Annotated in this window: 20 protein-coding genes and 1 pseudogene; 12 read left to right on the top strand and 9 right to left on the bottom strand. The window is 70.9% G+C overall.

The genetic code is table 11. The annotated features are described in order from the left end of the window. From IE212_RS09290 to IE212_RS09275, 4 genes are all read right to left on the bottom strand, one after another. Positions 1-804, bottom strand: a complete 804-nt coding sequence (locus IE212_RS09290) for an MlaE family ABC transporter permease (RefSeq protein WP_190197249.1) — start codon at positions 802-804, stop codon at positions 1-3. A gap of 3 nt (positions 805-807) precedes the next feature. Next, positions 808-1,578: an MlaE family ABC transporter permease gene (locus IE212_RS09285; protein WP_009313612.1), complete on the bottom strand. Its 771-nt coding sequence runs from the start codon at positions 1,576-1,578 to the stop codon at positions 808-810. Next, positions 1,575-2,519 (bottom strand): ABC transporter ATP-binding protein, encoded by a 945-nt coding sequence (locus IE212_RS09280; RefSeq protein WP_190197248.1) that lies wholly within the window; start codon positions 2,517-2,519, stop codon positions 1,575-1,577. Before IE212_RS09280 ends, IE212_RS09285 begins: the two co-directional genes overlap by 4 nt. A 144-nt stretch (positions 2,520-2,663) precedes the next feature. Continuing rightward, the gene (locus tag IE212_RS09275; RefSeq protein ID WP_229864161.1) at positions 2,664-3,740 is read right to left on the bottom strand and encodes an RNA polymerase sigma factor; all 1,077 of its coding nucleotides are present in this window, start codon (positions 3,738-3,740) and stop codon (positions 2,664-2,666) included. Between the two features lie 240 nt (positions 3,741-3,980). Between IE212_RS09275 and IE212_RS09270 the strand changes: the two genes are divergently transcribed. From IE212_RS09270 to IE212_RS09260, 3 genes are all read left to right on the top strand, one after another. After that, positions 3,981-4,754 carry a sulfite exporter TauE/SafE family protein gene (locus IE212_RS09270; protein ID WP_190197246.1) on the top strand — a complete coding sequence of 258 codons (774 nt, stop codon included), beginning with the start codon at positions 3,981-3,983 and terminating at the stop codon, positions 4,752-4,754. Between the two features lie 174 nt (positions 4,755-4,928). Continuing rightward, on the top strand, positions 4,929-5,624 hold the full coding sequence (locus tag IE212_RS09265; protein ID WP_190197245.1) for a response regulator: 696 nt from the start codon (positions 4,929-4,931) through the stop codon (positions 5,622-5,624). Beyond that, on the top strand, positions 5,621-6,739 hold the full coding sequence (locus IE212_RS09260) for a sensor histidine kinase (protein ID WP_190197244.1): 1,119 nt from the start codon (positions 5,621-5,623) through the stop codon (positions 6,737-6,739). The genes IE212_RS09265 and IE212_RS09260 overlap by 4 nt, the downstream gene beginning before the upstream one ends. Positions 6,740-6,774: 35 nt before the next feature. Here IE212_RS09260 and IE212_RS09255 read toward each other — a convergent pair whose 3' ends face one another. After that, entirely contained in the window at positions 6,775-8,202 is a 1,428-nt protein-coding gene (locus IE212_RS09255; RefSeq protein ID WP_190197366.1) for a family 43 glycosylhydrolase, read from the bottom strand. A 372-nt stretch (positions 8,203-8,574) separates the two neighbouring features. Between IE212_RS09255 and IE212_RS09250 the strand changes: the two genes are divergently transcribed. From IE212_RS09250 to IE212_RS09235, 4 genes and pseudogenes are all read left to right on the top strand, one after another. After that, complete coding sequence (locus tag IE212_RS09250; protein WP_190197243.1) at positions 8,575-10,005, top strand: glycoside hydrolase family 43 protein; 1,431 nt, start codon at positions 8,575-8,577, stop codon at positions 10,003-10,005. Between the two features lie 135 nt (positions 10,006-10,140). Beyond that, positions 10,141-11,388: a DUF418 domain-containing protein gene (locus IE212_RS09245; protein WP_190197242.1), complete on the top strand. Its 1,248-nt coding sequence runs from the start codon at positions 10,141-10,143 to the stop codon at positions 11,386-11,388. A gap of 223 nt (positions 11,389-11,611) precedes the next feature. Further along, entirely contained in the window at positions 11,612-11,827 is a 216-nt protein-coding gene (locus IE212_RS09240) for a type II toxin-antitoxin system VapB family antitoxin (RefSeq protein WP_190197241.1), read from the top strand. Continuing rightward, positions 11,824-12,233, top strand: a pseudogene (locus IE212_RS09235) (PIN domain nuclease). Before IE212_RS09240 ends, IE212_RS09235 begins: the two are co-directional and overlap by 4 nt. A gap of 135 nt (positions 12,234-12,368) precedes the next feature. Here the strand turns inward: IE212_RS09235 and IE212_RS09230 are convergent. Beyond that, the gene (locus IE212_RS09230; protein ID WP_190197240.1) at positions 12,369-13,004 is read right to left on the bottom strand and encodes a TetR/AcrR family transcriptional regulator; all 636 of its coding nucleotides are present in this window, start codon (positions 13,002-13,004) and stop codon (positions 12,369-12,371) included. Positions 13,005-13,137: 133 nt separating this feature from the next. On the opposite strand from IE212_RS09230, the gene IE212_RS09225 reads away from it, so the two are divergent. The 5 genes from IE212_RS09225 to IE212_RS09205 all read left to right on the top strand — a co-directional run bounded on the left by IE212_RS09225 (position 13,138) and on the right by IE212_RS09205 (position 21,386). Then, positions 13,138-14,283, top strand: coding sequence for a VOC family protein (locus IE212_RS09225; RefSeq protein ID WP_190197239.1), 1,146 nt, complete (start codon positions 13,138-13,140; stop codon positions 14,281-14,283). A gap of 30 nt (positions 14,284-14,313) precedes the next feature. After that, on the top strand, positions 14,314-15,303 hold the full coding sequence (locus IE212_RS09220; protein ID WP_190197238.1) for a fumarylacetoacetate hydrolase family protein: 990 nt from the start codon (positions 14,314-14,316) through the stop codon (positions 15,301-15,303). A 7-nt stretch (positions 15,304-15,310) separates the two neighbouring features. Beyond that, complete coding sequence (mhpA, locus tag IE212_RS09215) at positions 15,311-16,891, top strand: bifunctional 3-(3-hydroxy-phenyl)propionate/3-hydroxycinnamic acid hydroxylase MhpA (protein ID WP_190197237.1); 1,581 nt, start codon at positions 15,311-15,313, stop codon at positions 16,889-16,891. Continuing rightward, a complete protein-coding gene (locus tag IE212_RS09210) occupies positions 16,888-18,888 on the top strand; it encodes an acetoacetate--CoA ligase (protein WP_190197236.1) in 2,001 nt (666 codons plus the stop codon). Before mhpA ends, IE212_RS09210 begins: the two co-directional genes overlap by 4 nt. A gap of 347 nt (positions 18,889-19,235) precedes the next feature. Continuing rightward, positions 19,236-21,386 (top strand): MMPL family transporter, encoded by a 2,151-nt coding sequence (locus IE212_RS09205; RefSeq protein ID WP_190197235.1) that lies wholly within the window; start codon positions 19,236-19,238, stop codon positions 21,384-21,386. Between the two features lie 202 nt (positions 21,387-21,588). Here IE212_RS09205 and IE212_RS09200 read toward each other — a convergent pair whose 3' ends face one another. The 3 genes from IE212_RS09200 to IE212_RS09190 all read right to left on the bottom strand — a co-directional run bounded on the left by IE212_RS09200 (position 21,589) and on the right by IE212_RS09190 (position 24,885). Beyond that, a complete protein-coding gene (locus IE212_RS09200; protein ID WP_190197234.1) occupies positions 21,589-23,040 on the bottom strand; it encodes a HAMP domain-containing sensor histidine kinase in 1,452 nt (483 codons plus the stop codon). Continuing rightward, positions 23,037-23,729: a response regulator transcription factor gene (locus IE212_RS09195; RefSeq protein WP_190197233.1), complete on the bottom strand. Its 693-nt coding sequence runs from the start codon at positions 23,727-23,729 to the stop codon at positions 23,037-23,039. The genes IE212_RS09200 and IE212_RS09195 overlap by 4 nt, the downstream gene beginning before the upstream one ends. A gap of 157 nt (positions 23,730-23,886) precedes the next feature. Beyond that, on the bottom strand, positions 23,887-24,885 hold the full coding sequence (locus tag IE212_RS09190) for an STM4015 family protein (RefSeq protein WP_190197232.1): 999 nt from the start codon (positions 24,883-24,885) through the stop codon (positions 23,887-23,889). Between the last annotated feature and the right edge of the window lie 259 nt (positions 24,886-25,144).

Genomic DNA, 25,144 nt, shown 5'->3' with positions numbered 1-25,144 from the left:
TCACCCCGCGATCCGTACGGTCGTGTTGGCGCCCCAGATCGCGAGGCTCAGGAAGAAGTCGAGAACGTTGACGGCGACGATCGAGGTCCGTACCGCGCGGCCCACCGCGACGCCGACCCCGGCGGGTCCGCCGCTCGCGTAGTAGCCGTAGTAGCAGTGCACCAGGATGATCAGTACGGCGAAGACGATCACCTTGCCGAAGGACCACAGCACGTCGACGGGCGGCAGGTACTGCTGGAAGTAGTGGTCGTAGGTGCCGGTCGACTGCCCGTAGTAGACGGTGGTGATGGTGCGGGCGGCGAGGTAGGAGGACAGCAGGCCGATCACGTACAGCGGGATCACGGCGACGAAACCGGCGATCATCCTGGTGGTCACCAGGAACGGCAGCGAGGGAACGCCCATCACCTCCAGGGCGTCGGTCTCCTCACTGATCCGCATCGCTCCGAGCTGTGCGGTGAACCCGGCGCCGACCGTGGCGGACAGGGCGAGCCCGGCCACCAGCGGGGCGATCTCCCGGGTGTTGAAGTACGCCGACAGGAAGGCCACGAAGTTGGAGGTGCCGAGCTGGTTGAGGGCCGCGTAGCCCTGCAGGCCCACCTCGGTGCCGGTGAAGAACGACAGGAAGGCGATGACGCCGACCGTGCCGCCGACGACGGCCAGTGCCCCGCGTCCGAAGCTCACCTCGGCGAGCAGCCGGACGATCTCCTTCTTGTAGCGGCGCAGCGTGCGGCCCGTCCAGGCGAGCGAGCGGCCGTAGAAGGAGAGCTGGGTGCCCAGTTCCTCCAGACGTTGCAACAGCGCCATGCCTCAGCCCCTCTGCGGAACGACTTGGAAGTACACGGCGGTCATCACGAAGTTCGTCACGAACAGCAACATGAAGGTGATCACCACGGACTGGTTGACCGCGTCGCCGACGCCCTTGGGGCCGCCTTTCGCGGTGAGCCCCTTGTACGAGGCGACGATCCCGGCGATCGCCCCGAACACCAGGGCCTTCACCTCCGCCGCCCACAGGTCGGAGAGCTGGGCGAGGGTGGTGAAGGACGCCAGGTAGGCGCCGGGCGTGCCGTTCTGGAGGATCACGTTGAAGAAGTAGCCGCCGGCCACGCCCACCACCGACACCAGGCCGTTGAGCAGCACGGCCACCACCATGGAGGCCAGTACGCGGGGTACGACCAGCCGGTGGATGGGGTCGATGCCGAGCACCTGCATCGCGTCGATCTCGTCCCGGATCTTGCGGGCTCCGAGGTCCGCGCAGATCGCGGTGCCGCCCGCGCCCGCGATCAGCAGTGCGGTGACGATCGGCGAGGCCTCCCGCAGGACGGCGAGGACGGAGGCGGCGCCCGCGAAGGACTGGGCGCCGAGCTGCCGGGTCAGGCTGCCGATCTGCAGGGCGATGACCGCCCCGAAGGGGATCGACACCAGGGCCGTGGGCAGGATGGTGACGCTCGCGACGAACCAGGCCTGCTGGATGAACTCCCGGGCCTGGAAGGGCCGCCGGGGGATGGTCCGCACGACGTCCAGCGCCATCGCGAACAGGTTGCCCGAGTGCCGCAGCGCTCCGGTCGGCGACAGGCTCACGCTCCGGCCACCTCCCTCCGGCGCAGTGCGCCCTCCCGCTCCGCGATGGCCTGCCAGCGGGCCGGTCTGGTGATGCCCGGGCCCGGCAGCAGGCGGGGAGGGAGTTCCTGACTGCCGGGCGTCGTGGTGTGCCCGGCGTCGCCGAGCTGTGCCAGTTCCTGCTCGACCTGCGCGGCGTCCTTCTCCTCGGCCATGCCGATCGGCCCCTGCATCCGGCCGTTCAGGAACTGGCGCACCACGGGCTCGTCGCTGGTCAGCAGCTCCTCGCGCGGGCCGAACATCACCAGCTCACGCCGGAACAGCAGTCCGATGTTGTCCGGCACCTGGCGGGCCGAGGCGATGTCGTGCGTGACGATCAGGAAGGTGGCGTCGATCTGCGCGTTGAGGTCGACGATCAGCTGGTTGAGGTAGGCGACGCGTACGGGGTCGAGGCCCGAGTCGGGCTCGTCGAACAGGATGATCTCGGGATCCAGCACCAGGGCCCGCGCCAGTCCGGCCCGCTTGCGCATACCGCCGGAGATCTCGCCGGGCAGTTTCCCCTCGGCGCCGATCAGCCCGACCATGTCCATCTTCTCCAGCACGATGCGCCGGATCTGGCTCTCGGACTTGCGGGTGTGCTCGCGCAGCGGGAAGGCGATGTTGTCGTACAGGTTCATCGAGCCGAACAGCGCGCCGTCCTGGAACAGCACCCCGAACAGCTTCCGCACCTCGTACAGGTCGTGCTCGCGGAGCCTGGTGATGTCCCTGCCCTGGATCGTGATCGAGCCGCGTTCCGGCTTCAGCAGCCCGACGAGCGTCTTGAGGAACACCGACTTGCCCGTGCCCGAGGGGCCGAGCATGACCGACACCTCCCCGGCGGGCAGGGTCAGCGAGACGTCCTGCCAGATGACCTGGTGACCGAAGGACTTGGTCAGCCCTTCCACACAGATCTCGACGCCCATCCGGTCCACCCTTCAGCCGTGGAGCAGCTCCGACATCTGCTCTACGGGGAGGGGCGGGGCGTCCGTCGCGAGGTGACCGGTTTTTTTCCGACGGGTTTCCGGGCCGGTTCGTGGCGGGGGTCGCGGACGGCGGTGCGGGCTGTCCTACACGCCGGGCGGTACGACGGAGGTGCCAGGAACCGGCGACGTCGACGACACGGGCGTCAGCGACGGAACGGCGGACTCGAGCGGCGGATCCGGCAGGTCGGTCATGTCCGGTGCGTCCGGCGTGCCCGGCAGCCCGGGCGCATCGGTGACCTCGGGAATCCGGGGAACGCCGGGAACCTCCGGCGCCGGCAGTTCCGGAAGCGAGGGCACCGAGGCCTCGGGCAGGGACGGCACGGACAGCGGCAGCACCGGCCCGCCGCCGGCCGCCGATCCCGTCGGGCGATCGCCGGGAGCCGCGGACACGGGCGACGACCGGCGCGGCTCCGGCGCACGCCGCGCCTCACCGTCCCCGTCGACCGTGACCGTCTCCGGGGGCCCGGAAACGGAGGCCCGCGGAGCCGGACCGCCCCCTCCCCCGCCGCCGTCGAGCGTGTACGGCAGCACGAACCCCGCCACCACCAGGGTCGCCGCCGTCGACGCGACGGCCACGGCCTGCGCCTTCCCGCCTCCCCGCGGCCGTCCGCGGCCGAGCAGGAACACCACGACCCCGAGCGTCCCGGCCAGCGAGGCGCGCAGCGTCCGCCGGGCCCGGGCGAGCAGCGACTCGACCGTCCGGTAGCTCAGCCCCATCCGCACGGCGACCTGGCCGACGTCCAGGTCCTCGGACTTGAGCCGCAGCGCCTCCGCCTGCCGGGCGGGCAGTTCCCCGCTGCGCACGGCCAGCCACTTCGCCTCGGCCCGGTCGCACACCGCCTCCTCGACGGGCACCGGGCCCGGCGCGACCAGCGTGGGGCTGGTGCGCACCTGGGCCTCGCGGTTGACCTGCCGGTACCGGTCGAAGCACAGCCGCATGGTGACGGTCGTCAGCCAGGCGCCGAGGCGCTCGTCGTCGAGGTCCGGGCGCTCGGCGGCGCGCAGCATCGCCTCGTGCACGGCGTCCTCGGCGTCCTCCTGGCTCATCGACCTGCGCCGGGCCACCTTGAGCAACTGCTCGCGGTGGCCCCACATACGCTGCCAGCGCTCGTGGTCCGGCTCCGTCCCAGCAGCTATGGCCGCCTCTGTCTCAGCAGGCATGTCCGTCGCCATGAGGACCCCTTCGTGCTCACTCCGCCGTCTCGTGCCGTCCGGCGGGGGGCGACATTACCGCCCGGTATCCATGCTTGTGGAGGGGGACGGGCGCATCGTGTCCACACCGTTGCTGGTCAGCAGACCGGCGCCGGGCGATGCGGCGCGGCAGTTTGATCGTGCATGATCAAGGCGAGCCGTTGACCGCCCCCGAGCGGCGGGGAGGCGACACGCTGATCACGTAGGGAGATGGCCTTGTCCGTCTGGGAAGCACTGGCCGTCTTCGCGGCGGGCATCGGAGCCGGCGCGATCAACACCGTCGTCGGCTCCGGCACCCTGATCACCTTCCCGGTGCTGCTGGCCATCGGCCTGCCGCCGATCACCGCCAACGTCTCCAACACGCTCGGCCTCGTCCCCGGCGCCATCAGCGGGGCCATCGGGTATCGCGCCGAACTCCGCGGACAGGGCCGCCGCGCACTCGTCCTCGGCACCACCGCCCTCATCGGCGGACTCGGCGGCGCCATCCTCCTGCTCGCCCTGCCCTCCGAGGCCTTCGACACGATCGTCCCCGTCCTGATCGCCCTCGCGCTCGTCCTCGTCCTGTTCCAGCCCCGCCTCGCCAGAGCCCTGCAGCGCCGCCGCGAGAACGACGGCGCAGCCGGCCGCACGTACGGCGGACCTGTCCTCCTGGTCGGACTGCTCCTCGCCAGCGCGTACGGCGGCTACTTCGGCGCCGCCCAAGGGATCATCTATCTCTCGTTGATGAGCCTGCTCCTCGACGATGACCTGCAACGCGTCAACGCCGTCAAGAACGTTCTCGCGGCCGTCGTCAACGGTGTCGCCGCCTGCTTCTTCCTGTTCGTCGCAGAGTTCGACTGGACAGCGGTCCTGCTGATCGCCGTCGGCTCCGCCCTCGGCGGGCAGATCGGCGCCGGGGTCGGCCGCCGGCTCTCGCGCACCGCCCTGAGGGCCGTCATCGTCGCCGTCGGCGTCGTCGCCATCGTGCAACTCCTGCTGCGCTGACCGATCTCCACGCCGTGGAGTCCTTACCCGTCCGCCACTGTCCGTGAGCGGCCGACTGCCCGTCCCCCCTGCCGACTGGCGGGAGCCACCCCGCCGTGTGGCCCGGAGCTGCCGCTCGCCGGGCCACCGGGGCCCCTCCTGGCTTTAGGGTCGAGTCGGCATGGGCCGGACAGCATGAACGAGGATGAGGCGGAGCGCGTGATCCGGGTAGTGGTGGTGGACGACGAGGCACTGGTCCGCTCGGGTTTCGAGCTCATTCTGGGCGCGTCCGAGGACATCGAGGTCGTCGCGACCGCGAGCGGTGGCCAGGCCGTGGAAACGGTCCGCCGGGAGCGGCCGGACGTGGTTCTGCTGGACATCCGGATGCCGGACGTCGACGGGCTCACCGTGCTGCGCGAGCTGCGCACGATGCCGGACCCGCCGGTGGTGGCGATGCTGACCACGTTCGACGCCGACGAGTACATCCTGACCGCGCTGCATTCCGGCGCGGCGGGTTTCCTGCTCAAGGACACCGAACCGGACCAGCTCGCCCACCTGGTGCGCACCCTGGCGGCGGGCGGCGTGGTGCTCTCCCCCAAGGCGTCGCGGACCCTGCTGCACAGCCACCCCGGCAGCCGGGCGGCCGCCGACGAGGACGCCGCACGGGTCCGGCTGCTCACCGCCCGCGAACGCGACGTCCTCGTCCTGGTGGCGGAGGGCCTGTCGAACGCCGACATCGGGGCGCGCGTCCACCTGGGTGCCGGCACGGTCAAGGACCACGTCAGCGCCATCCTCGCCAAGCTACGGGTGTCGAGCCGGGTGCGGGCCGCGCTGCTGGCGCAGCGGGCCGGACTGCTCGACGAGCACCCACGGGCGAGGGCCGGACGGTGAGACGTGCCCGGGCACTGCGGGACCGTGTGCCCGCGCCGGTCGCCGACCTCGCCCTGGTGGGGGCGGCGGCCGTGGATCTGCGGCTGAACCTGCTGGACGACACGCGCCTCGGTATCGCGCTGGCCACGCTCGGCTGCGCCGCCTTGGCCTTCCGGCGCCGGTTCCCGCTCGGCGTGTTCCTGCTCACCCTGCCCATCTCGCTGACACAGCCTGTCGCCGTCGCTCCGCTGGCGGCGCTGTTCACCCTGGCCGAACGCTCCCGCAACCGCCCCCTCCTCGCCGCGTGCGTCGCCCTGACCGCGGTCGCGAACAGCACTCCGTGGCCACTGGCCGGCCTCGCCGAGGTCGGCCGGACCATGACGCTGCTCACCTTCGTCTACGGCCTGGCGACCGCCGCCGCACCGGTCCTCATCGCACAGCTTCTCCAGGCGCGCCGGGACCTGGCGCGGCGGCTTGTCGAGATCGAGGAGGCGAGGGAACACGAGCGGGCGCTGCACGCCCAGGCGGTGCTCGCCCGCGAACGCGCCCAGCTGGCCCGCGAGATGCACGACGTGGTCTCCCACCAGGTCAGCCTCATCGCCGTACGCGCCGGGGCGTTGCAGGTCGCCACCAAGGACGCGGACGCGAAAGAGGCCGCCCGCACGATCCGTTCGCTGAGCGTCACCACCCTCGACGAACTGCGCACCATGGTCACGCTGCTGCGCGCCTCCGGCGGCCACGCCACGGAGCTGACGCCTCAGCCCACCCTGGGCGACCTGCGCACACTGGTGGAATCCAGCGGCACTCACACGGAACTGTCGGGCGAGCTTCCCTCCGCGGTGGGCACACCCGCGCAGCGGGCCCTCTACCGCACGGTCCAGGAGGCGCTGACCAACGTCCGCAAGCACGCCCCCGGCGCCACGGCGCAAGTCGAGCTGTGGCAGGACGGCGCCGACGTCGGAGTGACCGTCACCAACACCCCTCCCACACGCCCCTCCCTGTCCCTGCCCGGTTCGCGGCAGGGCTTGGTCGGCCTGCGGGAGCGGGCCGAGATCCTGCACGGCACCCTGGACGCGGGCCCGACCGCCGAGGGCGGCTACCGGGTCCGGCTGCGGATACCCCTCAGCGCGGACTGACCGGGACCCTCACTGTTGTTCCCTCCGCTTGCGGCTCACTGGGTATGGAAGGTGGCGTCGGCCCGGTCGGTCGCCGTGCTGAGAGCCTGGACCCGCAGCAGGTAGTCGTAGTGGCGGATGTAGCGGCCCGGGAGGTTGTACGACTCGTACGAGACTCCGGCGGAGTCCGCGAGACCGGCCCGGGCGCTGAAGGAGGCGTCACCGGCGAACAGCGACGTCCCGTCGTTCTTCTCCACCCACACGTCGTGGTTCCTGTGGCGCAGGAAGTAGCCGGGAAAGTTCGCCGACTCCAGGGAGACGGTGCCGGCGCCGGCGAGACCGGTCACGACACGGAACTGCGAGTCGGCCAGCGGCGAGACGTTCGGCTCGATCCTGGCGCGGTATTCCCAGTGCCGGACGAACCGGTCGGGGAAGTTGTACGAGGAGAGCCGGATCGGGGTGGGACCGTCGGCGACCGGAATGCCGAAGTCGGGTGTGCCGTCGGCCTTCCAGTAGATCTTCTGCACGCGGGTGCGGCGGTTGGGGTCGTTGAGCGGGGCACCGCTGATGTCCTTGTAGCCGCGGTCGTGGTAGACGAGGATGTCCGACCTGCCGTCCTCGGAGACCGTGAACTGGTTGTGCCCGGGGCCGTACTGGCTGGTGGCGGCGTTGCTGGCGAAGACCGGGCGCCCGGTCTTCGTCCACGACGACGCGTTCAGCAGGTCGGCCGAGGCGGACGCGGTCAGCAGGCCCATGCAGTAGTTGGCGTCGGTGGCACTGGCCGAGAAGGTCATGAAGACCTTGCCGCCCCGCTGGATCACGGCCGGGCCCTCGTTGACCGTCTCGCCTCCGGCGGTCTCCCAGGAGGCGGTCGGCCGGCTGATCATGACCGGTGTGCCGGTGATGGCCCACGGGCTGGACATCCGCGCCATGTACAGGTTGGTGCCGCGTCCGACGGCGGGGTCGTGCTGCGCCCAGGCGAGGTAGCGGGTGCCGTTGACGGCGAAGGTCGTCGCGTCCAGGGAGAAGGTGTCCAGCGGCAGCGCGATACGGCCCTTCTCCGTCCAGGTGCCCGTGACCGGGTTCGCTGCCGTGCACTCCAGGACGTAGGGACGGATCCTCCAGATGTCGTTCGCGGCGCCCGCGGCGAAGTAGACGTACCACTTGCCGTCGATGAAGTGAATCTCCGGAGCCCAGATGTGGGCGCCCATCTCGCCGGTGGAGTGCTTCGTCCAGATGCTCGTCTCGGCGGCCGACGTGAGCCCCTGGATCGTGGTGGCCCGGCGCAGCACGATCCGGTCGTACTCCGGCACGGTGGCGGTGAAGTAGTAGAAACCGTCGGTGTGCCGGAAGATGTGCGGGTCGGCCCGCCGCTCGGCGATGGTGTTCGTGTACGTCACACCGGGTGACGTGGGCACGGCGGCGTGTGCGGTACCGGCGGCCGGGACGCCGGTGGCGGTCGCCGCGGCCGAGCCGGCGATCATGCCGAGGACCGTTCGGCGGGTGAGCGAAGACCTCACGGGACACTCCCTCTGGTGCTGGTGGTGCGGAGATACCGCCCGCGCACACCCCTTCGGCATTTCGAACGCCGTTCGCGAACTCGGCCAGAACATAGGGTCTGCACTCGCCCCAGTCAACACGTCGGTCACGAACGGAAGTTGTGGCGCCCGGAGCCGGTCGGACGTATTGACGCACCCGGTTCTCCCCACCTAATGTCTGCCCGATTCTTCGAACGCCATTCGATATGTCGCACAACTCGGCGGGGTGGAAAGCGAGTTGGCCACGAAGGCCACTCCTCGCCCGGTGGTGGCCTCCGGAGGCCTTCGGTGGCGTTCACGGAAAGACAGGAGATGCACATGTCCGCGCTCCGCGTCCGCCTGTCGGCGATATTCCTCGCCGCATGCCTGCTCTTCACAGGCCACGCCCTGACCGCGCCGGACCGGGCGGCCGCCGCCGACCCGGGTTACCTGATGACGCACTTCATCGGTGAGGGAGCGACCGGTCAGCAGATCTACTTCTCGCACAGCTCGGACGGCCTGAACTGGACGGATCTGGGCGGCGGCGGGATGGCTCTGCGCTCCACGGTCGGCACACGCGGCGTCCGCGACCCCGCACTGGTGCGCTCTCCCGACGGGAGCCGGTACTGGATCATCGCGACCGACCTGTGCATCGGCTGCGGGCAGACGTGGAGCCAGGCCATCAACGACGGCAGCCGCAGTCTTGTGGTGTGGGAGTCCGCGGACCTGGTCACCTGGTCGCAGCCGTGGTTGCTGAACGTCGCCGGCGCGATCCCCGACGGGCGCAACGCCTGGGCGCCGGAGGCGATATGGAACCCGGCGACCAACGACTACGTCCTGTACTGGGCGACGAACAAGCCCCTCGACGGCGCGACGAAGCACCGCGTCTACTACGCCCGCACCAGCGACTTCCGCTCCATCACCACCCCGCAGGTCTACATCGAGCGCCCCGGCACCCAGGAGATCATCGACACCCAGATCGTCGAGATGCCGGCCGGCGTCGGCGGTTTCCGCTACGTGCGGGCCTCCGGTGACGGTCAGATCACCATCGAAGGCAGCGACTCGATCCTCGGTACGTGGACCAACCTCGGCAACCTCTCCGGCATCGGACTCACCGGCTCCCAGGTCGAGGGCCCGATGTGGATGAAGTTCCGCGACCGCGGCGAGTGGACCCTCTACCTCGACCAGTACGCCTCCGGTCGCGGCTACCTGCCCGTCCTGACTCCCGACCCGTCCGCCACCGGCACCTACCGACTCCCGGCATCGGGAAGCTACTCCATGGGCGGCACCAAGAAGCGGCACGGCTCGATCCTGAACCTGACGGCCGCCGAGGAGGCGCGCGTCCACGCCCGTTGGGCCGGCACCCCGGTCAACCGGCTCCAGTCGTACAACTTCCAGGACCGGTACGTGCGGCACGCCGACTTCGACGTGCGCATCGACCAGAACATCAGCGGTCCGGACGCCCGGTTCAGGCTGCGCCCCGGCCTGGCGGGCTCCGGGACCGTCTCGTTCGAGTCGGTGAACTTCCCCGGCTACTTCCTGCGGCACGCGAACCACGACTTCCGACTGGCCCACAACGACGGCACCACCCGGTTCGCCGCGGACGCCACCTTCCGCCAGGTCGCCGGCCTCGCCGACTCGGGCTGGTCGTCGTTCCGGTCGTACAACTTCCCCGACCGGTACATCCGCCACTACGCCTACGAACTCCGGCTCGACCCCGTCACCACCGCCACGGCCCGCGGCGACGCCACCTTCCGCGTGACGAGCTGACACGTCAGTCCGGTCGCGCCGGACCGGCCGGACCGGGACTCCGCCGGTCGGCAGAGCGGTACCCGCCGACCGGCGGGGCCGTCACCGAAGACTGCCGGATGGTCCGCCCCTGTGCGGGCACGCGAGATTCGCCGTATGACACAGACACAGCCGCCGCAGGAGACGTCAGCCCCGCAGGAGAACTCGCCTCCGCGGCCCCGGTCCTCACCCGACTCCGCCGGGCCGGCCTCGCCCGGCCCCTCGATGGGACGCCTCGTCGGGGTGGACCTGGCCCGCGCGCTGGCCGTGTTCGGCATGTATGTCGTGCACATCGGCCCCCCGCTGTCCGCCACGACCGGCGTCGCCAGCTGGATCCGGTACATATCGGAGGGTCACTCGTCGGTCCTGTTCGCCACCCTCGCCGGGTTCTCACTGATGCTGATCGCCGGCCGCCGCGAGCCCAAGACCGGCCTGGCCGGCCGGCAGGCCAGGGCCCGCATCGCGATCCGCGCCGTGGTCCTGCTGGCGCTGGGCACCGCGATGGCGATGGAGTACGGAGGAGTCATCATCCTCGGCTTCTACGGGGTCTACTTCCTCCTCGCCCTGCCCCTGGTGCGACTGCGCGCCAGGACCCTCGCGATCATCGCGGCCGCGCTCGCCCTCGTCACACCGCAGCTGGCGTTCGTCTTGACCTCGATGCCGAGCGAGTCGGTCCAGCAGAGCATCAACGCCTACGACCCGCTCCGCCGCCTCAGCGAGGTGGGAGTGCTCGATCTGCTGCTCACCGGCTTCTACCCGGCGCTCACCTGGATGTCCCTCGTGATCGCGGGCATGGCACTCGGCCGCCTCGACCTGTCCTCCGGTACGGTCCAGCGGCGCCTCGCCGCCCTCGGTGCCGCCCTCACCGTGACCGCGTACGGCGTGTCCCTGCTGCTCGCCGGCAAGGACGCGTTGCGGAGCCTCGCGGAAGACGGGCCGTCGTCCGGCGGCTCCGGGTCGATACCCCTCGACGGCGGGTCGTTCCCCGACATGCCGGCGTCGTCGCTCCTGGCGGCCGGGCCGCACAGCGGCACCACGTTCGACATCATCGGCAGCGTCGGAGTCGCGATCCTCGTGATCGTGGGCGCGACGGTGGCGATGCACCGCCTGCCGCGACTGCGCCGCCTGGCGAAACCGGTCATCGCCGTGGGCACCATGTCCCTGACCGCCTACGTCGGCCACTTCCTCGCCCAGTCCGCACTGTCCGTGCCCGCCGGGACCACCACCCAGCAGTCCTGGGTGCCGCTGATCATGTTCGTCCTCGGGGCGACCGTGTTCGCCGCGATCTGGTCCCGCTTCTTCCGCCGAGGCCCCCTGGAGCACCTCCTCAACGCCGCCACCAAGCCGGCGAAGTACCTCCGATGATCCCCGGCCGGGGTGGGATGCCTCCACATCCCACCCCGGCATGGAGGCTGAGAGATCCCGTCGCGTCGCGAGTGATGCCGTTGCGGAGGTCCCCGAGGGGTCCGGCCTCCTTCCGGAGCGGCAGCCGTGCGGGGATGCTGACGCTGCGGTCGCCTTGACCGCCGCAACTTATATAAGGGATCAGTTACACTGATATACGCCAACGTGTACACGGGGAGTCGCTGTGAGCCGGACTGTCATCGACCTCGACGACGAGGCACTGGAAGCAGCCGCCAGGGAACTCGGTACCACCACCAAGCGCGACACGATCAACACCGCCCTGCGCGAGGTCACCGCTCGTTACCGGCGTCTGCGCGCACTCGAAGACGCCCGGCAACTGGCGGCCGACGGGGCCCTGGACATCGACGTCCTCCTGGACAAGAGCCAGTACCGGCCGTGACCGTCGACTACCTCATCGACACCTCCGCCCTCGCCCGCGTCCTGCTCGCCCAGAACACGGCCGAGTGGGACGACAGGATCGCCGCCGGCCTCGTCGCGATCTGCGACATCACCGAACTTGAGGTCCTCTACTCCGCCCGCTCCCCCGCGGACCGCGCACGGCTGAAGGCGGCACTCGACGCCCACTACGTGTGGTGTCCGATGCCGGACGGCATCTACCGCCGCTCCCGGTGATCCAGGAGCAGCTCACCGCGAAGGGCGAACACCGCAGCGCGGGCGCGGTCGGCCTCCTGGTCGCAGCCGCCGCCGAAGAAGCGGGCCTCACCCTGCTGCACTACGACCGCGACTTCGAAACCATCGCCCGGACCACCGGACAGCCGGTACGCACGATCGACCTCAGACAGTGATCTTTCTCCAGCCGCACCATGAGGCGTCGTAAAGGACGAGGACACCCTCGACGACGACGGTGACGCGGTTGGCTCTGCGGCGGACTGCTGTACGTGACCAGCGCAAGTACCGGAGGCGCGTGCAGGAGGTGGCGCTCAGGCGGAGTCGGGGAGCGGGCGCCGGGCGACCTCGTGGGCTTCGTCCGGTGGCACGCCCAGCATGCGCAGGACCATCTCGGCCAGGTTCAGCGCGGCCTCGTCGCCGTCCAGGTCGGGGCGGGCGAACCGCAGCTCCACCAGCGAGAGCAGGGTGCCGCCCAGTGCGGAAAGGGCGACCGCCGGGTCGACGGCGGTGAAGCGGCCCGAGGCCATGCCGACCTCGAGGTCGCGAAGTGCCCGCCGGGCCAGGCCGTTGTCCGAGTGGATGTGGCCGAGGCCGCGACGGCGCAGGACCTGCATCAGCTCCGGGTGGGAGTCGGCCATGCGGGCGCTGAGGCGGAAGCCGGCCGCGACGAGCTCCGCCGGGTCGTCGATCCCGGCCAGGCGCTCGTCGAAGCTCTGGCCGTACTCCTCCAGGGCGTCGACCACCGCCGCCTCGAACAGCTCCGTCTTCGACTCGAAGTGGTTGTAGAAGGAGCCGAAGCCGACGTCCGCGCGCTCCGCGATCGCCTGGATGCTCGCGCTGGTGTCCCCCGTCTCGGCGAGTATCCGCCTCGCGGCGCGAATGAGCGCGCGACGGGTCTCGGCGCGGCGCCGCTCGAACCGGTTGCTGGGCGGGGCTGACGTAGACATGCGCAGAGTCTAACCGCGAGGCGATGGCCACAGCAGATCTGATGAATTCATCATTTCCTTCGTGAACGCCTTGACGACGAGACTGTCAAACTTGATGATTTCATCATCACGACGATGTCGCTCGGAGGGCACCATGTCTGAAACCCGCGTCCACGGGCCCGATGTCAAGACGGCCCACCAGGACCTGCACAGCGAACAGGGCGCCCTGCGCGGGGAGCATCCCGGCCGCTCCCGTAATCCCGTGATCAAGGTGGCGGACCTGGCCTGGCTGGAGTTCGAGAAGCCGGACCTTGATCGGGCCGAGATCTTCGCCCGGGACTTCGGCTTCCAGGTCGCCGCGCGCACGGAGAGCGAGTTGTGGCTGCGGGGCACCTTCGCCGGCACGCCGTGCATGGTGATCCGGCGCGGGCGTACGTCCCGTTTCATCGGCCCGGCGTTCCGCGCGGCGGAGCGGGCCGATCTGGACCGGCTGGCGCGCGCCACCGGCTCCGACGTGCGGGACGCGGACGTGCCGGGCGGCGGCAAGGCGGTCGGCCTGCTCGATCCCTCGGGCTTCCCGGTGCGGGTGGTGCACTGCGGCGAGCAACTCCCGGCGCTGCCCGAGCAACGCCCGCTGCTGCTCAACTTCGGCACCGATCACCGTCGTACGAACGCCACACAGCGCCCGCCGCGCGAGCCGTCCCGCATCCAGCGACTGGGGCATGTCGTCCTGGAGACCCGCGTGTTCAGCCGGGCCCTGGACTGGTACCTGGACACGCTGGGGATGATCGTGTCCGACTTCCAGTTCCTGGACGGGCAGCGCGAGCGAGGTCCCGTCATGGCTTTCATCCGCTGCGACCTCGGCAGTGTGCCGGCCGACCATCACACGCTGGCCATGCACCTGGGCCCGGGCACCGGCTATGTCCACTCCGCCTACCAGGTCACCGACCTGGACTCGATCGCCGCCGGCGGCGAGTACCTCAAGGAGCGTGGCTACCAGCGCAGTTGGGGCATCGGCCGGCACGTCCAGGGCAGCCAGCTCTTCGACTACTGGCGCGATCCCGACCGCTTCATGCTGGAGCACTTCGCCGACGGCGACCTGTTCTCCTGCGACGTCGAGCCCGGCTGGGCGCCCCTGTCGGCCACCGGCCTCGCCCAGTGGGGACCGCCGGCCACCCGCGACTTCCTCGGCGCCGGCCCCTCCCCCCAGCGCGTCCGCGATGTCGTCCAGGCCCTGCGCGGCGACAACGAGATGGACCCGGCGCGCCTGTTGGGCCTGCTCAAGGCCGCCAAGTCCTGACCTCCCCGACTCCCTCACGAAAGTACCGACATGAGCACCAACGTCCTGCGCACCGCCGATGGCTGGTGGGTGGTCCTCCCCCAGGCTCTCGACTCCGCTCGAGCAGGGGGGACCCCCATCGACCGGGCCGTCCCCGTCGACACCAAGGCCGTCACCACCGCCGAGCTGATCGCCGACCGTGACGCCGTACGGGACGCGGCGCTGTCGGCCGAGGCGGGCACGCCCGTCTCCGACCTGGTCGCCCTCTCGCCGGTCACCACCCCCTGCCGGGTGGTCGCCCAGATGGTCAACTACCGTAGCCACGCCCGCGATTCAGGCTTCACCGGCGACATCCCGCCCACCTTCTTCCGCAAGGCGTCCGGCTCGGTCAGCGGACCCGGCGATGCCGTCGTGCGGCCCTCCCACGTGAAGTTCCTCGACTACGAGATCGAACTCGGGCTCGTCATGGGCGCGGCCCTGCCCGTCGGCACCGTGGTGGAGGAGCGGGACCTGCCGTCGTACGTCGCCGGGCTGGTGATCACCAACGACGTCAGCGCCCGCGATGTCCAGCTGACCAAGACGCAGTTCTACGAGAGCAAGTCGTACCCGACCTTCACGCCGACCGGCCCGTACCTGGCGCTGCTGGAGCCGGAGGACTTCGCCCATCTCCTCGATCTGCGCCTGAAGTTGTCCGTCAACGGCGACCTGCGCCAGGACCGAACCCTCGCCGACATGATCGTCCGCCCGGCGCAGGCCCTGACCCTGCTGGCCCGCTTCCAGACTCTCGACCCCGGCGACCTGCTGCTGACCGGTACGCCCGGCGGCACGGCGCTGAAGGCCCCGCCGAAGCCGGTGGAGAAGATCGGCGCGCTGCTGCCGCTCGCCGTGAAGTGGAAGGCGTTCTTCAAGTCCCAGGCGAAGAACCCGCACTATCTGCACGCGGGCGACGTGATGACAGCGACGATCGCGACCCCGGACGGCCGGATCGACCTCGGCGAGCAGCGAACCCCCGTCGCGGACGCCCATGAGACCCCGAGGTGAGCCGCACATGACCGTCCGACGCAACGGGGCCGACGTACCCGTGGTGATCATCGGCGCCGGACCGGTGGGCGTGACCGCCGCCCTCCTCCTCGCCCGGCGCGGAGTCCGCACCGTCGTTCTGGAACGCCACCAGGGCGTCTACCCGCTCCCGCGCGCCGTCGCCAGCGACGACGAGGTCCGCAGGATCCTCCAGGCCGCGGGTGTGGAGGAGGAGTTCACCGCGATCGCCCGCCCGGCGAACGGGCTGCGGCTGCTGGACGCCCGGCACCGGGTGATGGCCGAGTTCCGCCGCACCGGGCACGGCCATCACGGGTACCCGCAGACCAGCATGTTCGACCAGCCCGAGCTGGAGCGGTTGCTGCGCGACGCCCTCGCCCGGCGCCCGGAATGCGAACTGCGCGGCGGTGCGGAGGTCACCGGCGTCGGCCCGGACACCGCCGGCCCCGTGTGCGTGACCTATCGCGACGACGACGGCGAACACGAGCTGTGGGCCGAGGCGGTCCTCGGCTGTGACGGTGCCAACAGCCTCACCCGCGACGCCATCGGCGCCGTGTGGGAGGACCTGCGCTTCGAGGAACGCTGGAGCGTCATCGACGTCCGCACGAACGCCGACGTCCGCTGCTGGGAGGGCGTCGACCAGGTCTGCGACCCGCGTCGCCCGGCGACCTTCATGCGCGTCGGCGAGGACCGCTACCGCTGGGAGTTCCGGCTCGGGGACGCCGAGGAGCCGGTCGGCGAGCTGGTCGCGCCATGGCTGCCGCCCTCCTGCGACGGGGACTTCGAGGTCATCCGCGAGGCGCGGTACACCTTCCGTGCGCGCGTCGCCGACCGATGGCGCAGCGGACGGGTCTTCCTCCTCGGTGACGCCGCCCACCTCACCCCGCCGTTCATCGGGCAGGGACTGTGTTCGGGGCTGCGGGACGCCTACAACCTCACCTGGAAGCTCGCCCGCGTCGTCCAGCACGGCGCCGACGAACGGCTCCTGGACACCTACGAGAGCGAGCGCAAGCCGCACGCCCGGCATGTGATCAAGCTCGCGGTCGCCATGGGCTGGGCCATGACCGGCGGCCAGGACGGCGCCGCCCTGATCCGCCGAAGACTCCTGGCCGCGGCCTGCCGCATACCCGGCCTGACCTCGGTGGCCGGCCACCTCAGCCCGCCCCTGACCGCAGGGCCCCTCGTCCGGCGCCGCACGCGCAGGAGCCTGGTGGGCACCCACTGCCCGCAACCGTGGATCACCGCCGAGGGACGGCGCATGCGCCTCGACGAGGTGCTGGGCGACTCCTTCACCGTCCTGACCGCCGCGGAACCCTGGCCCTCGCTCAGCGCCCTCGCCCAGGCGCTCGGCGGCCGGGCGATTCCGGTGACCGGCCTCGGCGACGACGGCACGCTCACCGCCTGGCTGCGCGCCGGCCGGGCCGACGCCGTCCTGCTGCGCCCCGACCGCGTCGTCATGGACGTCGTCCCGGCCGGGGCCCGCGCCTTCACCGACACCGCCACCTGGGCGTCCCTTCTGCACACCACGCACAGCCGCCTGCCACCCCGACGGACCGTCCGGAACAGCCTGCAGAGGAGCGCCACCCGATGACCGTGCCCGAGCCTTTCACGACGCCCGATCCGCAGGCCGTCGCGAACAGCCACATCACGGACTTCGCCCGCCACGTCGGCATGGCCGGCTCCGACTATGCCGCCCTGCACCGCTGGTCGGTCACCGACCTGGAGGGCTTCTGGGGCGCGGTCTGGGAGTACTTCGACATCGACGCGGACACTCCGTACGAGCAGGTGCTGGCGCAGGAGCGGATGCCCGGCGCCCGCTGGTTCCCCGGCGCCACCCTCAACTACGCCCACCACGCCCTGCGCAACCTCGCCGACGACGCCGTGGCGATCATCGCCCTCGACGAGACCGGCTCCTGCTACGAGGTGGCCGGAGGCCGGCTGCGTGCCCAGGTCGCCTCCGTCGCCGCCACCCTGCGCGACCTGGGCGTCGGCAAGGGCGATCGCGTGGTGGGCTACCTGCCCAACACCCCGCACGCGATCGTCGCGTTCCTCGCCGCCGCGAGCCTGGGCGCCGTGTGGTCGGTGTGCGGGCAGGACTACGCCCCCAATGCCGCCGCCGACCGCTTCGCCCAGCTCGAACCCACCGTCCTGATCGGCGCCGACGGCTACCTCTTCAACGGCACCACCCACGACCGCCGCGACGCCACCCTCGAACTCGCCGGCGCCCTGGCGACGTTGAAGGCCACGCTCCTGGTGGACCAGGTGGGCCTCCCGTGGCCGTCGCAGGCGTACCCGTCGCTGGTCGTCAGGTGGGAGGACGCCGCCACCCGCACGGAGGAACTCACCTGCACCCCGGTGCCGTTCGACCACCCCCTGTGGGTCGTCTTCTCCTCCGGCACCACCGGCCTGCCCAAGGGCATCGTCCACGGCCACGGTGGCGTCCTGCTGGAGCATCTGAAGACCCTCGGCCTGCACTCCGACCTGGGACCAGGCGACCGCCTGCTGTGGTACACCACCACCCACTGGATGATGTGGAACCTGGTCGCCTCCACGCTGCTGACCGGCGCCACCACGTGCACGTACGACGGCAGCCCGGCGCCCTTCGCCAAGCCCGACGTCCTGTGGGAACTGGCCGCGCGCCACCGGGTGACCGTCTTCGGCACCAGCCCCCAGTACCTGCTGGGCATGGCCAAGTTCGGCATCGACCCCTCGGCGCACGACCTGTCCTCGATCCGCGTGGTCGGCTGCACCGGCTCCGCCCTGCCGGCCTCCGCGTACCCCTGGGTCCGCGACCACGTCGGCGACCACGTCCTGCTCGCGTCCATCAGCGGCGGCACGGACGTCGTCTCCGGCTTCGCCGGCAGCGCTCCCAACACCCCCGTCTGGGCAGGAGAGTTGTCGGCACCCCACCTGGGCGTGGCGCTGGCCGCGTACGACGCTGAGGGCTTCCCGGTCGTGGACCAGGTCGGCGAACTGGTCGTCACCCGCCCGATGCCGTCCATGCCGCTGTACTTCTGGAACGACCCGGACGGCACCCGCTACCGCGACGCCTACTTCTCCCCCTACCCGGGCGTGTGGCGGCACGGCGACTGGATCACGGTGACGGGCCACGGCTCGGTGATCGTCCACGGCCGCTCCGACAGCACCTTGAACCGCAACGGCGTACGCCTGGGCAGCGCCGACATCCACGACGTCGTCGAACGCCTCCCCGAGATCACCGAGGCCCTCGTCATCGGCGCGGAGGAACCCGACGGCGGCTACTGGATGCCGCTGTTCGTCGTCCTCGCCGCCGGGGAGACCCTGGACGACCCGCTGCGCGAGAAGATCAACGAGACGATCCGGACCGGGGCCTCACCACGCCACGTCCCCGACGAGATCGTCGAAGTGCCGGGCATCCCGCACACCCGCACCGGCAAGAAACTCGAAGTCCCCGTCAAACGCCTCCTCCAGGGCGCCCCGGTCGAGCAGGTCGTCAACCCCGCAGCCGTGGACGCCCCCGACCTCATCGATCACTTCACCCGCCTGGGCGCCGAACGCCGAGACCGGCCGACGGGAGCACCGCACAGATCACCCTCGCGGTCGTCCTGACCCTGGTATTCCTGCCACTGGGAGCGGCGAAGATCGCCGCGTTGCCGTTCATGGGGCAGGCGGCAGGGCGGCAGCGCACACCGGCATGTCGCCGGGACTCTACTGCGTCGTCGGCACCCTGGATGTGGCCGGAGCCTCCGCGCTGCCGCTCGGACTGGCTGCCGCCCCGCTCGGAGTGGCCGCCGCGATCGGTTCGGCACCGCTGATGACCGCGGCCGGCTGGTGCGTGCGCTGGGCACATGGTTCGGCCAACCGGCCTGAGCACCGCTTTAACAGTCGTCCAAGGTTCGCTCGGTACGAAGTGGGCGTCCAGACAAGCGATGCAACCCGTATGTAGGAGGCTAGTGATGGCAGTCAACGCAGCGCCGTCCGGGGAAGCGCCGGCCGGCCGGTTGGCAGGCCGGTGGGTGCCGTGGTTGGTGATTGGCTTATGGCTGGTGCTGGCGGCGGGCATGGTGCCGCTGAGCGGAAAGTTGAGCTCGGTCACCACCGACAGCGCCGTGGACACCCTGCCGGCCGGTGCCGAGTCCACCAAGGTGGCGGTGCTGGAGGACCGTCTCCCCGATGGTGACAGCAACACGTTCGTCTTCGTGTACCACCGTGCCGGAGGCATGACCGACGCCGACCGCGCGACGGTCGAGCGCCACTACAACACCCTTGCCAAGCGGTACCCGCCGAAGGGGACCGGGGCGGCCGGCGAGGACGACGAGGGCTCACCGACGAGCCCCTCCACCGACCGCGAGGCGATGATGTTCACCCTCGAGGTGAGCACGGCCTACGGCGCACCGGAGGACATCGTCGGCCCGTTGCGTGACGCCGCGAAGGACCGCCCCTCCGGCCTGGAACTCGACGTGACCGGCCCGGGCGCGATCGACGGCGACATGGACGCCGTCTTCGACGGCATCGACGTGCAGGTCCTCCTCACCACCATCGTCGTCGTCACGCTCCTGCTCATCCTCACCTACCGCAGCCCGGTGTTGTGGATCATCCCGCTGGTGGCCGTCGGCGCGGCCGCGCTGACCGCGATGGGGACCGTCTACCTGCTCGTCAAGGGCTTCGGCATCGTGGTCAACGACCAGAACTCGGCGCTGCTGACGATCCTGGTATTCGGTGTCGGCACGGACTACGCGCTGTTGCTCATCGCTCGATATCGGGAGGCACTGCACCACCATGAGAACGTCCGGGTCGCGATGGTCCACGCGCTACGCGGCGCGGCGCCGGCCATCGTCGCGTCCGCGGCCACCGTGGTCGCCGGCCTGCTCTGCCTGCTCGTCGCGGACCTGAACAGCACCAGCGGGTTGGGCCCGATCGGTGCGGCCGGCATCCTGTGCGCGCTGGTGGCCATGCTGACACTGTTCCCGGCGGTGCTCGTGGTGCTCGGCAGGCGGATCTTCTGGCCGGCCGTCCCGCGGTTCAGCACGGCCGTGGAGGAGAAGCCGGGACTGTGGGGACGGCTCGGCACCGCCATCAGCCGCCGCCGGTGGGTGGCGACGCTCGGCTCGCTCGGAGTCCTCGGCGTGCTCGCCCTCGGGCTGGCGGGCAACACCGGCGCCCTGCGGGAGCAGGACCAGTTCCTGTCGGCGCCGGAGTCGGTCACCGGCTTCACCGTTCTCCGCCGGCACTTCCCGGAGCTCGGCGGCCAGCCGATGACGGTCTTCACGCGGCCGGCGCACCAGGAGCGGGTGCTCGACATCGTCAAGGACACGCGCGGTGTGGCCCTGGCCATCCCGGAGCAGACCAGCGGTGGCTGGGCCAACATCTCGGTGTTCCCGAAGGACGCGCCGGACACCGTCGCGGAGTACGACACGATTGTGCGGGTGCGCACCGCCGTGCACGCGGTGAGCGGGGCGGAGGCGATCGTCGGCGGGCCGAGTGCGGAGAACCTCGACACCGAGGTGACCACCAGCCGCGACGAGAAGCTGGTGATCCCGCTGGTGCTCGCCGTCGTCCTGATCGTCCTCGGGCTGCTGCTGCGCGCGATCCTGGCCCCGCTGGTCCTGATGGCCACCGTGATCGTCTCGTTCGCCGCAGCCTTCGGCGGCAGCGTGTTCGTCTTCGACACGATCCTCGGGTTCGAGGGCGTCGACTATTCGGTGCCGCTGCTGGCATTCCTGTTCCTGGTGGCGCTCGGCGTCGACTACAACATCTTCCTGGCCAGCCGGGCCCGGGAGGAGACCGTGCGTCTGGGCACCAGAGAGGGCATGCTCAAAGCCCTCTCGGCCACCGGCGGCGTCATCACCTCGGCAGGCCTGGTCCTGGCGGCCACCTTCGCGGTCCTCGCCACACTTCCGCTGGTGATGCTGATCGAGGTCGGGTTCCTGGTGGCCTTCGGCGTGCTGCTCGACGCCCTGCTGGTGCGGTCGGTCCTGGTGCCCGCCCTCACCTTGCTGATCGGCCGGCGGATGTGGTGGCCGAGCCGGCTGTCCCGTCCGGCGGCGGAGCTGCCGGACGGTCGACAGCCGCTCGCCGACGACGAGGAGCCCGCGCTGCAACGGTGAGCGCGGCGGCACAGACGAGATCCGGGACGGGCCCCAGGCCCGTCCCGGATTTCTTCATGGGTCCGACGGTCGCCGCCCAGTGGTCCTGCGCCACACGCCGGGCTGGGGTCGGCGCATCGCGGTGTCCTGCCCCGACGGTGAGCCGCGCGGGGCCATGCCCGAGGGCCGCCGTCCCTTGTCCTGCGCCGCGCCGCAGCGCGGGTCAGCACGCCGCGGTGTCCTCCCCGGCGGTGAGCCGCGGGATCGGGTCGGGCGGGGCCGCGGCCGGAAGGTCGACCCGAAGCAGCGCGCCACCGCGTGCGGAGCGGGTGACGGTGGCCCGGCCGCCGTGGGCGTCGACGACCCGCTGCACGATCGACAGCCCCAGACCGGATCCCGGCAACGCCCGGGCGCTGTCGGCACGGTAGAACCGGTCGAACACCCGCGGTACGTCGGCGACGTCGATGCCCGGCCCGGCGTCGTCGACCTCGAGCACCGCCGACGCGCTCTCGGCACGGAGCCGGACCTGGACCGGCTGATCCTCGGGGGACCACTTGCCGGCGTTGTCGATGAGGTTGAGCACCGCCCGCTGGAGCGCAGCGGGACGCCCGCTCACCCACACGGAGGTCACGTCGAGCGCGACCTCGATGTCGGGCACGCGGGAACGCGCGCGGGTCGCGGCGGCCACCACCACGTCGGCGAGGTCGAGCACCTCGGTGGTCTCGTCGCTGACGTCACCACGCGCCAGGTCGGTCAGCTCGGCGGCAAGGGTGCTCAACTCGGCCACCTGGGCGCCGAGATCGTTGAGCAGCCGGGTCCGGCTCTCCGCCGGCAGTGCGCTGTCCAGGGTGCCGCGCCGATCGAGCCGAATCAGCAGCTCGACGTTGAGGCGCAGGCTGGTGAGCGGGGTCTTGAGCTCGTGGGCGGCGTCCTCGGCGAGCAGCCGCTGGGCCCGCCGGGAGTCCCGGAGTGCGGCGAGCATGTCGTTGATCGACTGGATCAGCCGCCGGATCTCCCCACCGCCCTCATCCGGGATGTCAGCGTCGAGATCCCGAGTGTGCGCGACACGTACCGCGGCGGCGGTCAGCCGGTCGATCGGTGCCAGCCCGGTCCGCGCCACGGTCCGCCCGACAAGGGCGCCGCCGACCACGCAGAGCAGCCCGATCAGCAGCATGCCGAACCCGAACTGGTTGATCGGGCTGTCGTCGGCGACCTGGGCCACCTGGACCGCGCCGTCGCCTGCCCGCAGCGTGTAGATGAGGTAGCCGTCCTCGTCACTGTCGTTCGACTCCATCAGGTCGTCCGACGCGCCCCGCGCCACGCGCCCGGCGTGCTCGCTGACGGGGGGCAGCGCGGGTTGGCCGGCCGGCGTCCGGATCGAGCCGTCGGGCAGGATGACCCGCACCAGCCGACCGGATCCGGGATACGGCGGTAGCTGGACCTGCGCCAGACCGGCGCGCTGCGCGTTCGTCGCCAGGACCCGGGAGTCGGCGCGCAGCTGATTCTCGGCGGTGTCCCGCAGCTCCCGGTCCAGTAGTTCGCTGGCCACCTGGAAGGCCACGAACACGCTGACCGCGATGGCCGTCGCCGCGATCACCGTCAGCCTGGCCCGCAGGGACCGCCGGCGCCACCATCGGGTCAGCCGGCGCGGCTCCCGGCCGGCGGTCCTGCTCACGGAGGAGTCTCCCGCAGCACGTAACCCAGGCCGCGCAGCGTGTAGATCAATCGCGGCTCACCCTCGGCCTCCATCTTGCGGCGCAGGTAGCTCACGTATACCTGGAGGTTGTTGGCGGTGGCGCTCATGTCGAAGCCCCAGATCGCCTCGAACAGCGCGTCGCGGGTCAGGACCCGGGTCGCGTTGCTCATGAGGACCTGCAGGAGGGAGAACTCGGTCCGGGTCAGGCGCAGCGGCCGCTCGCCCCGCCAGGCCTCGAACCTGTCGGGATCGAGCCGGACGTCGGCGAACGACAGGATCTGCGACTCCCCGTCGGTCGGCGTGCGCCGGCGTAGCAGGGCCCGCACCCGGGCCAGTAACTCCTCGGTGGCGAAGGGCTTGGGCAGGTAGTCGTCGGCGCCCGCGTCCAGCCCCGTGACCCGGTCGGAGACCTGGTCACGGGCGGTCAGCATCAGCACCGGCAGATCCCGGCCCGCGGCCCGCAACCGCCGGCAGGTCTCCAACCCGCCGAGGCGGGGCATCATCACGTCGAGGATCAGCAGATCCAGCGTGTCGCCGTCGGCCCCACCGAACCCGTCGAGCACGGCGAGACCGTTGGCGACGGTGCTGGTGTCGTAACCCTCGACCTGGAGTACCCGCTCCAGCGACTCACGGATGGCCGCTTCATCATCCGCGATCATGATCCGCACGCGGGCCCGCCCCCTTCCGGTCGATGTTTTTTGCCGCTCATTGTCCCCGGCCAACCTGAGGCCAGGATTAGAGCGTCGTTGGGGACCGCGCTCTTACGGATACCTGAGAGGGGCGGTACTGGACGGATCCGGGCCGGTAGCGCGCCCGGCAGGATGGTCAGTAAGTGAGCGGGCCCACACTGATGCTGGGCACCGGCACGCCGTTCTCGTCCTCGTCCGCATCGGCGTCGGACGGGTCGAGGTCGACTTCGACGCCGGCCGGTTCGAGCGCGTCCCGGACACGCCGTCTCATCGGCTCGCTCAGGTAGTTGTGGTGCAGGTCGAGCTTCCTGAGATGGGTCAGCGGCTGCCCGCCGAGCAGCGCCTCGGCGCCGGTATCGGTCAGTGTGCCGAGCGACAGGTCGAGCACGTCGAGGCCGGCGACGATGGGCGCGGCCCCCACGGCCGCCGCGACCTCGTCTTGCATCTCGCTGTTACGCAGGGCGAGGCTCCGCAGCCGCGGCAGCCGGTTTCCGGACAGGATCCCCGCGAGGTCGGCGATCTCGCCGTCGCCCCCGTCCTCGCGCGCCCCCAGCCACAGTTCGAGATGCTCCAGCGCGGGCAGCTCGCTCTCGCCCACCCCGCGCAGGACGTGGCCGCGCAGCCCCGCGCTCTCGACGACGAGCCTGCGTAGCGCGTCGTGGCGTATGCGGGGGAACCTCAGCGGGTGCAGCCCTTCCATGTCGTAGGACTCGCCGGCCCGGACCGAGAAGTCCTCCAGGGCCGGATAGCTCGCGAGCAGCGGCGTGACGTCGGTCTGGCCGATCCGGGAGATCCGGCACTCCTCGTCGGTGATGTCTCCGAAATAGAGGGATCGCAGCCCGGTCAGCCGGTCCCGCGCGCCCAGGAACGCCTCCATGACCTCGTCGGGTTCGGTGTCCTCCGGGTCTCCCCAGATGCCGACGATCAGCGCGCGGACGCGCGCGCTGTCCACGGCGGCGCACAGCCGCTCGAAGGTGTCCTTCCACCCCTCGCCGGAAGTCACTCGCTCGTATCCGATCCGCCAGGCCACGGCGTCGGCCTCGGGCAGCACGACGCCGGCCGCGTCCCGCTCCTCGGGGAACGTGAAGGCGGGGAGCCCGTAGAGCTCGGTGAGGTGGTCGTCCTTGGTTCGCATGTGCCTGCCCGCGAGTAGCGATGCCTCTGCAGTGCGGCCTTGAGGAGTCCAGCGTGCTGTCGGAAGGATGACGCACTGCAGGAGGCAGCACGAAGGGCGGTGATGTTCCCCTCTGGTACCGCTCGAACCCGGATCTTGCCGCACCCACCCCGCAGCTGTCACATCGTCAGGAGACGGACGCACCACCGACCTTCTGAACGCTTACTGAACAATCGAGGCAGGGACGGCAATTCGGGCATGGGGAATCCATTCCGATACG

It is taken from the genome of Streptomyces djakartensis, assembly GCF_014651075.1.
GTDB lineage: Bacteria > Actinomycetota > Actinomycetes > Streptomycetales > Streptomycetaceae > Streptomyces > Streptomyces djakartensis.
This window is presented reverse-complemented; position numbering and strand designations above follow the sequence as displayed.

Excerpts from the sequence above, each read along its gene's own strand:
- IE212_RS09265 (WP_190197245.1), top strand. The coding sequence starts at position 4,929 with ATGAACGAGGATGAGGCGGAGCGCGTGATCCGGGTAGTGGTGGTGGAC.
- IE212_RS09220 (WP_190197238.1), top strand. The coding sequence starts at position 14,314 with ATGAGCACCAACGTCCTGCGCACCGCCGATGGCTGGTGGGTGGTCCTC.
- IE212_RS09210 (WP_190197236.1), top strand. The coding sequence starts at position 16,888 with ATGACCGTGCCCGAGCCTTTCACGACGCCCGATCCGCAGGCCGTCGCG.
- IE212_RS09255 (WP_190197366.1), bottom strand. The coding sequence starts at position 8,202 with ATGATCGCCGGCTCGGCCGCGGCGACCGCCACCGGCGTCCCGGCCGCC.
- IE212_RS09190 (WP_190197232.1), bottom strand. The coding sequence starts at position 24,885 with ATGCGAACCAAGGACGACCACCTCACCGAGCTCTACGGGCTCCCCGCC.
- IE212_RS09225 (WP_190197239.1), top strand. The coding sequence starts at position 13,138 with ATGTCTGAAACCCGCGTCCACGGGCCCGATGTCAAGACGGCCCACCAG.
- IE212_RS09230 (WP_190197240.1), bottom strand. The coding sequence starts at position 13,004 with ATGTCTACGTCAGCCCCGCCCAGCAACCGGTTCGAGCGGCGCCGCGCC.
- IE212_RS09205 (WP_190197235.1), top strand. The coding sequence starts at position 19,236 with ATGGCAGTCAACGCAGCGCCGTCCGGGGAAGCGCCGGCCGGCCGGTTG.
- IE212_RS09280 (WP_190197248.1), bottom strand. The coding sequence starts at position 2,519 with ATGGGCGTCGAGATCTGTGTGGAAGGGCTGACCAAGTCCTTCGGTCAC.
- IE212_RS09290 (WP_190197249.1), bottom strand. The coding sequence starts at position 804 with ATGGCGCTGTTGCAACGTCTGGAGGAACTGGGCACCCAGCTCTCCTTC.
- IE212_RS09270 (WP_190197246.1), top strand. The coding sequence starts at position 3,981 with ATGGCCTTGTCCGTCTGGGAAGCACTGGCCGTCTTCGCGGCGGGCATC.
- IE212_RS09250 (WP_190197243.1), top strand. The coding sequence starts at position 8,575 with ATGTCCGCGCTCCGCGTCCGCCTGTCGGCGATATTCCTCGCCGCATGC.
- IE212_RS09245 (WP_190197242.1), top strand. The coding sequence starts at position 10,141 with ATGACACAGACACAGCCGCCGCAGGAGACGTCAGCCCCGCAGGAGAAC.
- IE212_RS09275 (WP_229864161.1), bottom strand. The coding sequence starts at position 3,740 with ATGCCTGCTGAGACAGAGGCGGCCATAGCTGCTGGGACGGAGCCGGAC.
- mhpA (WP_190197237.1), top strand. The coding sequence starts at position 15,311 with ATGACCGTCCGACGCAACGGGGCCGACGTACCCGTGGTGATCATCGGC.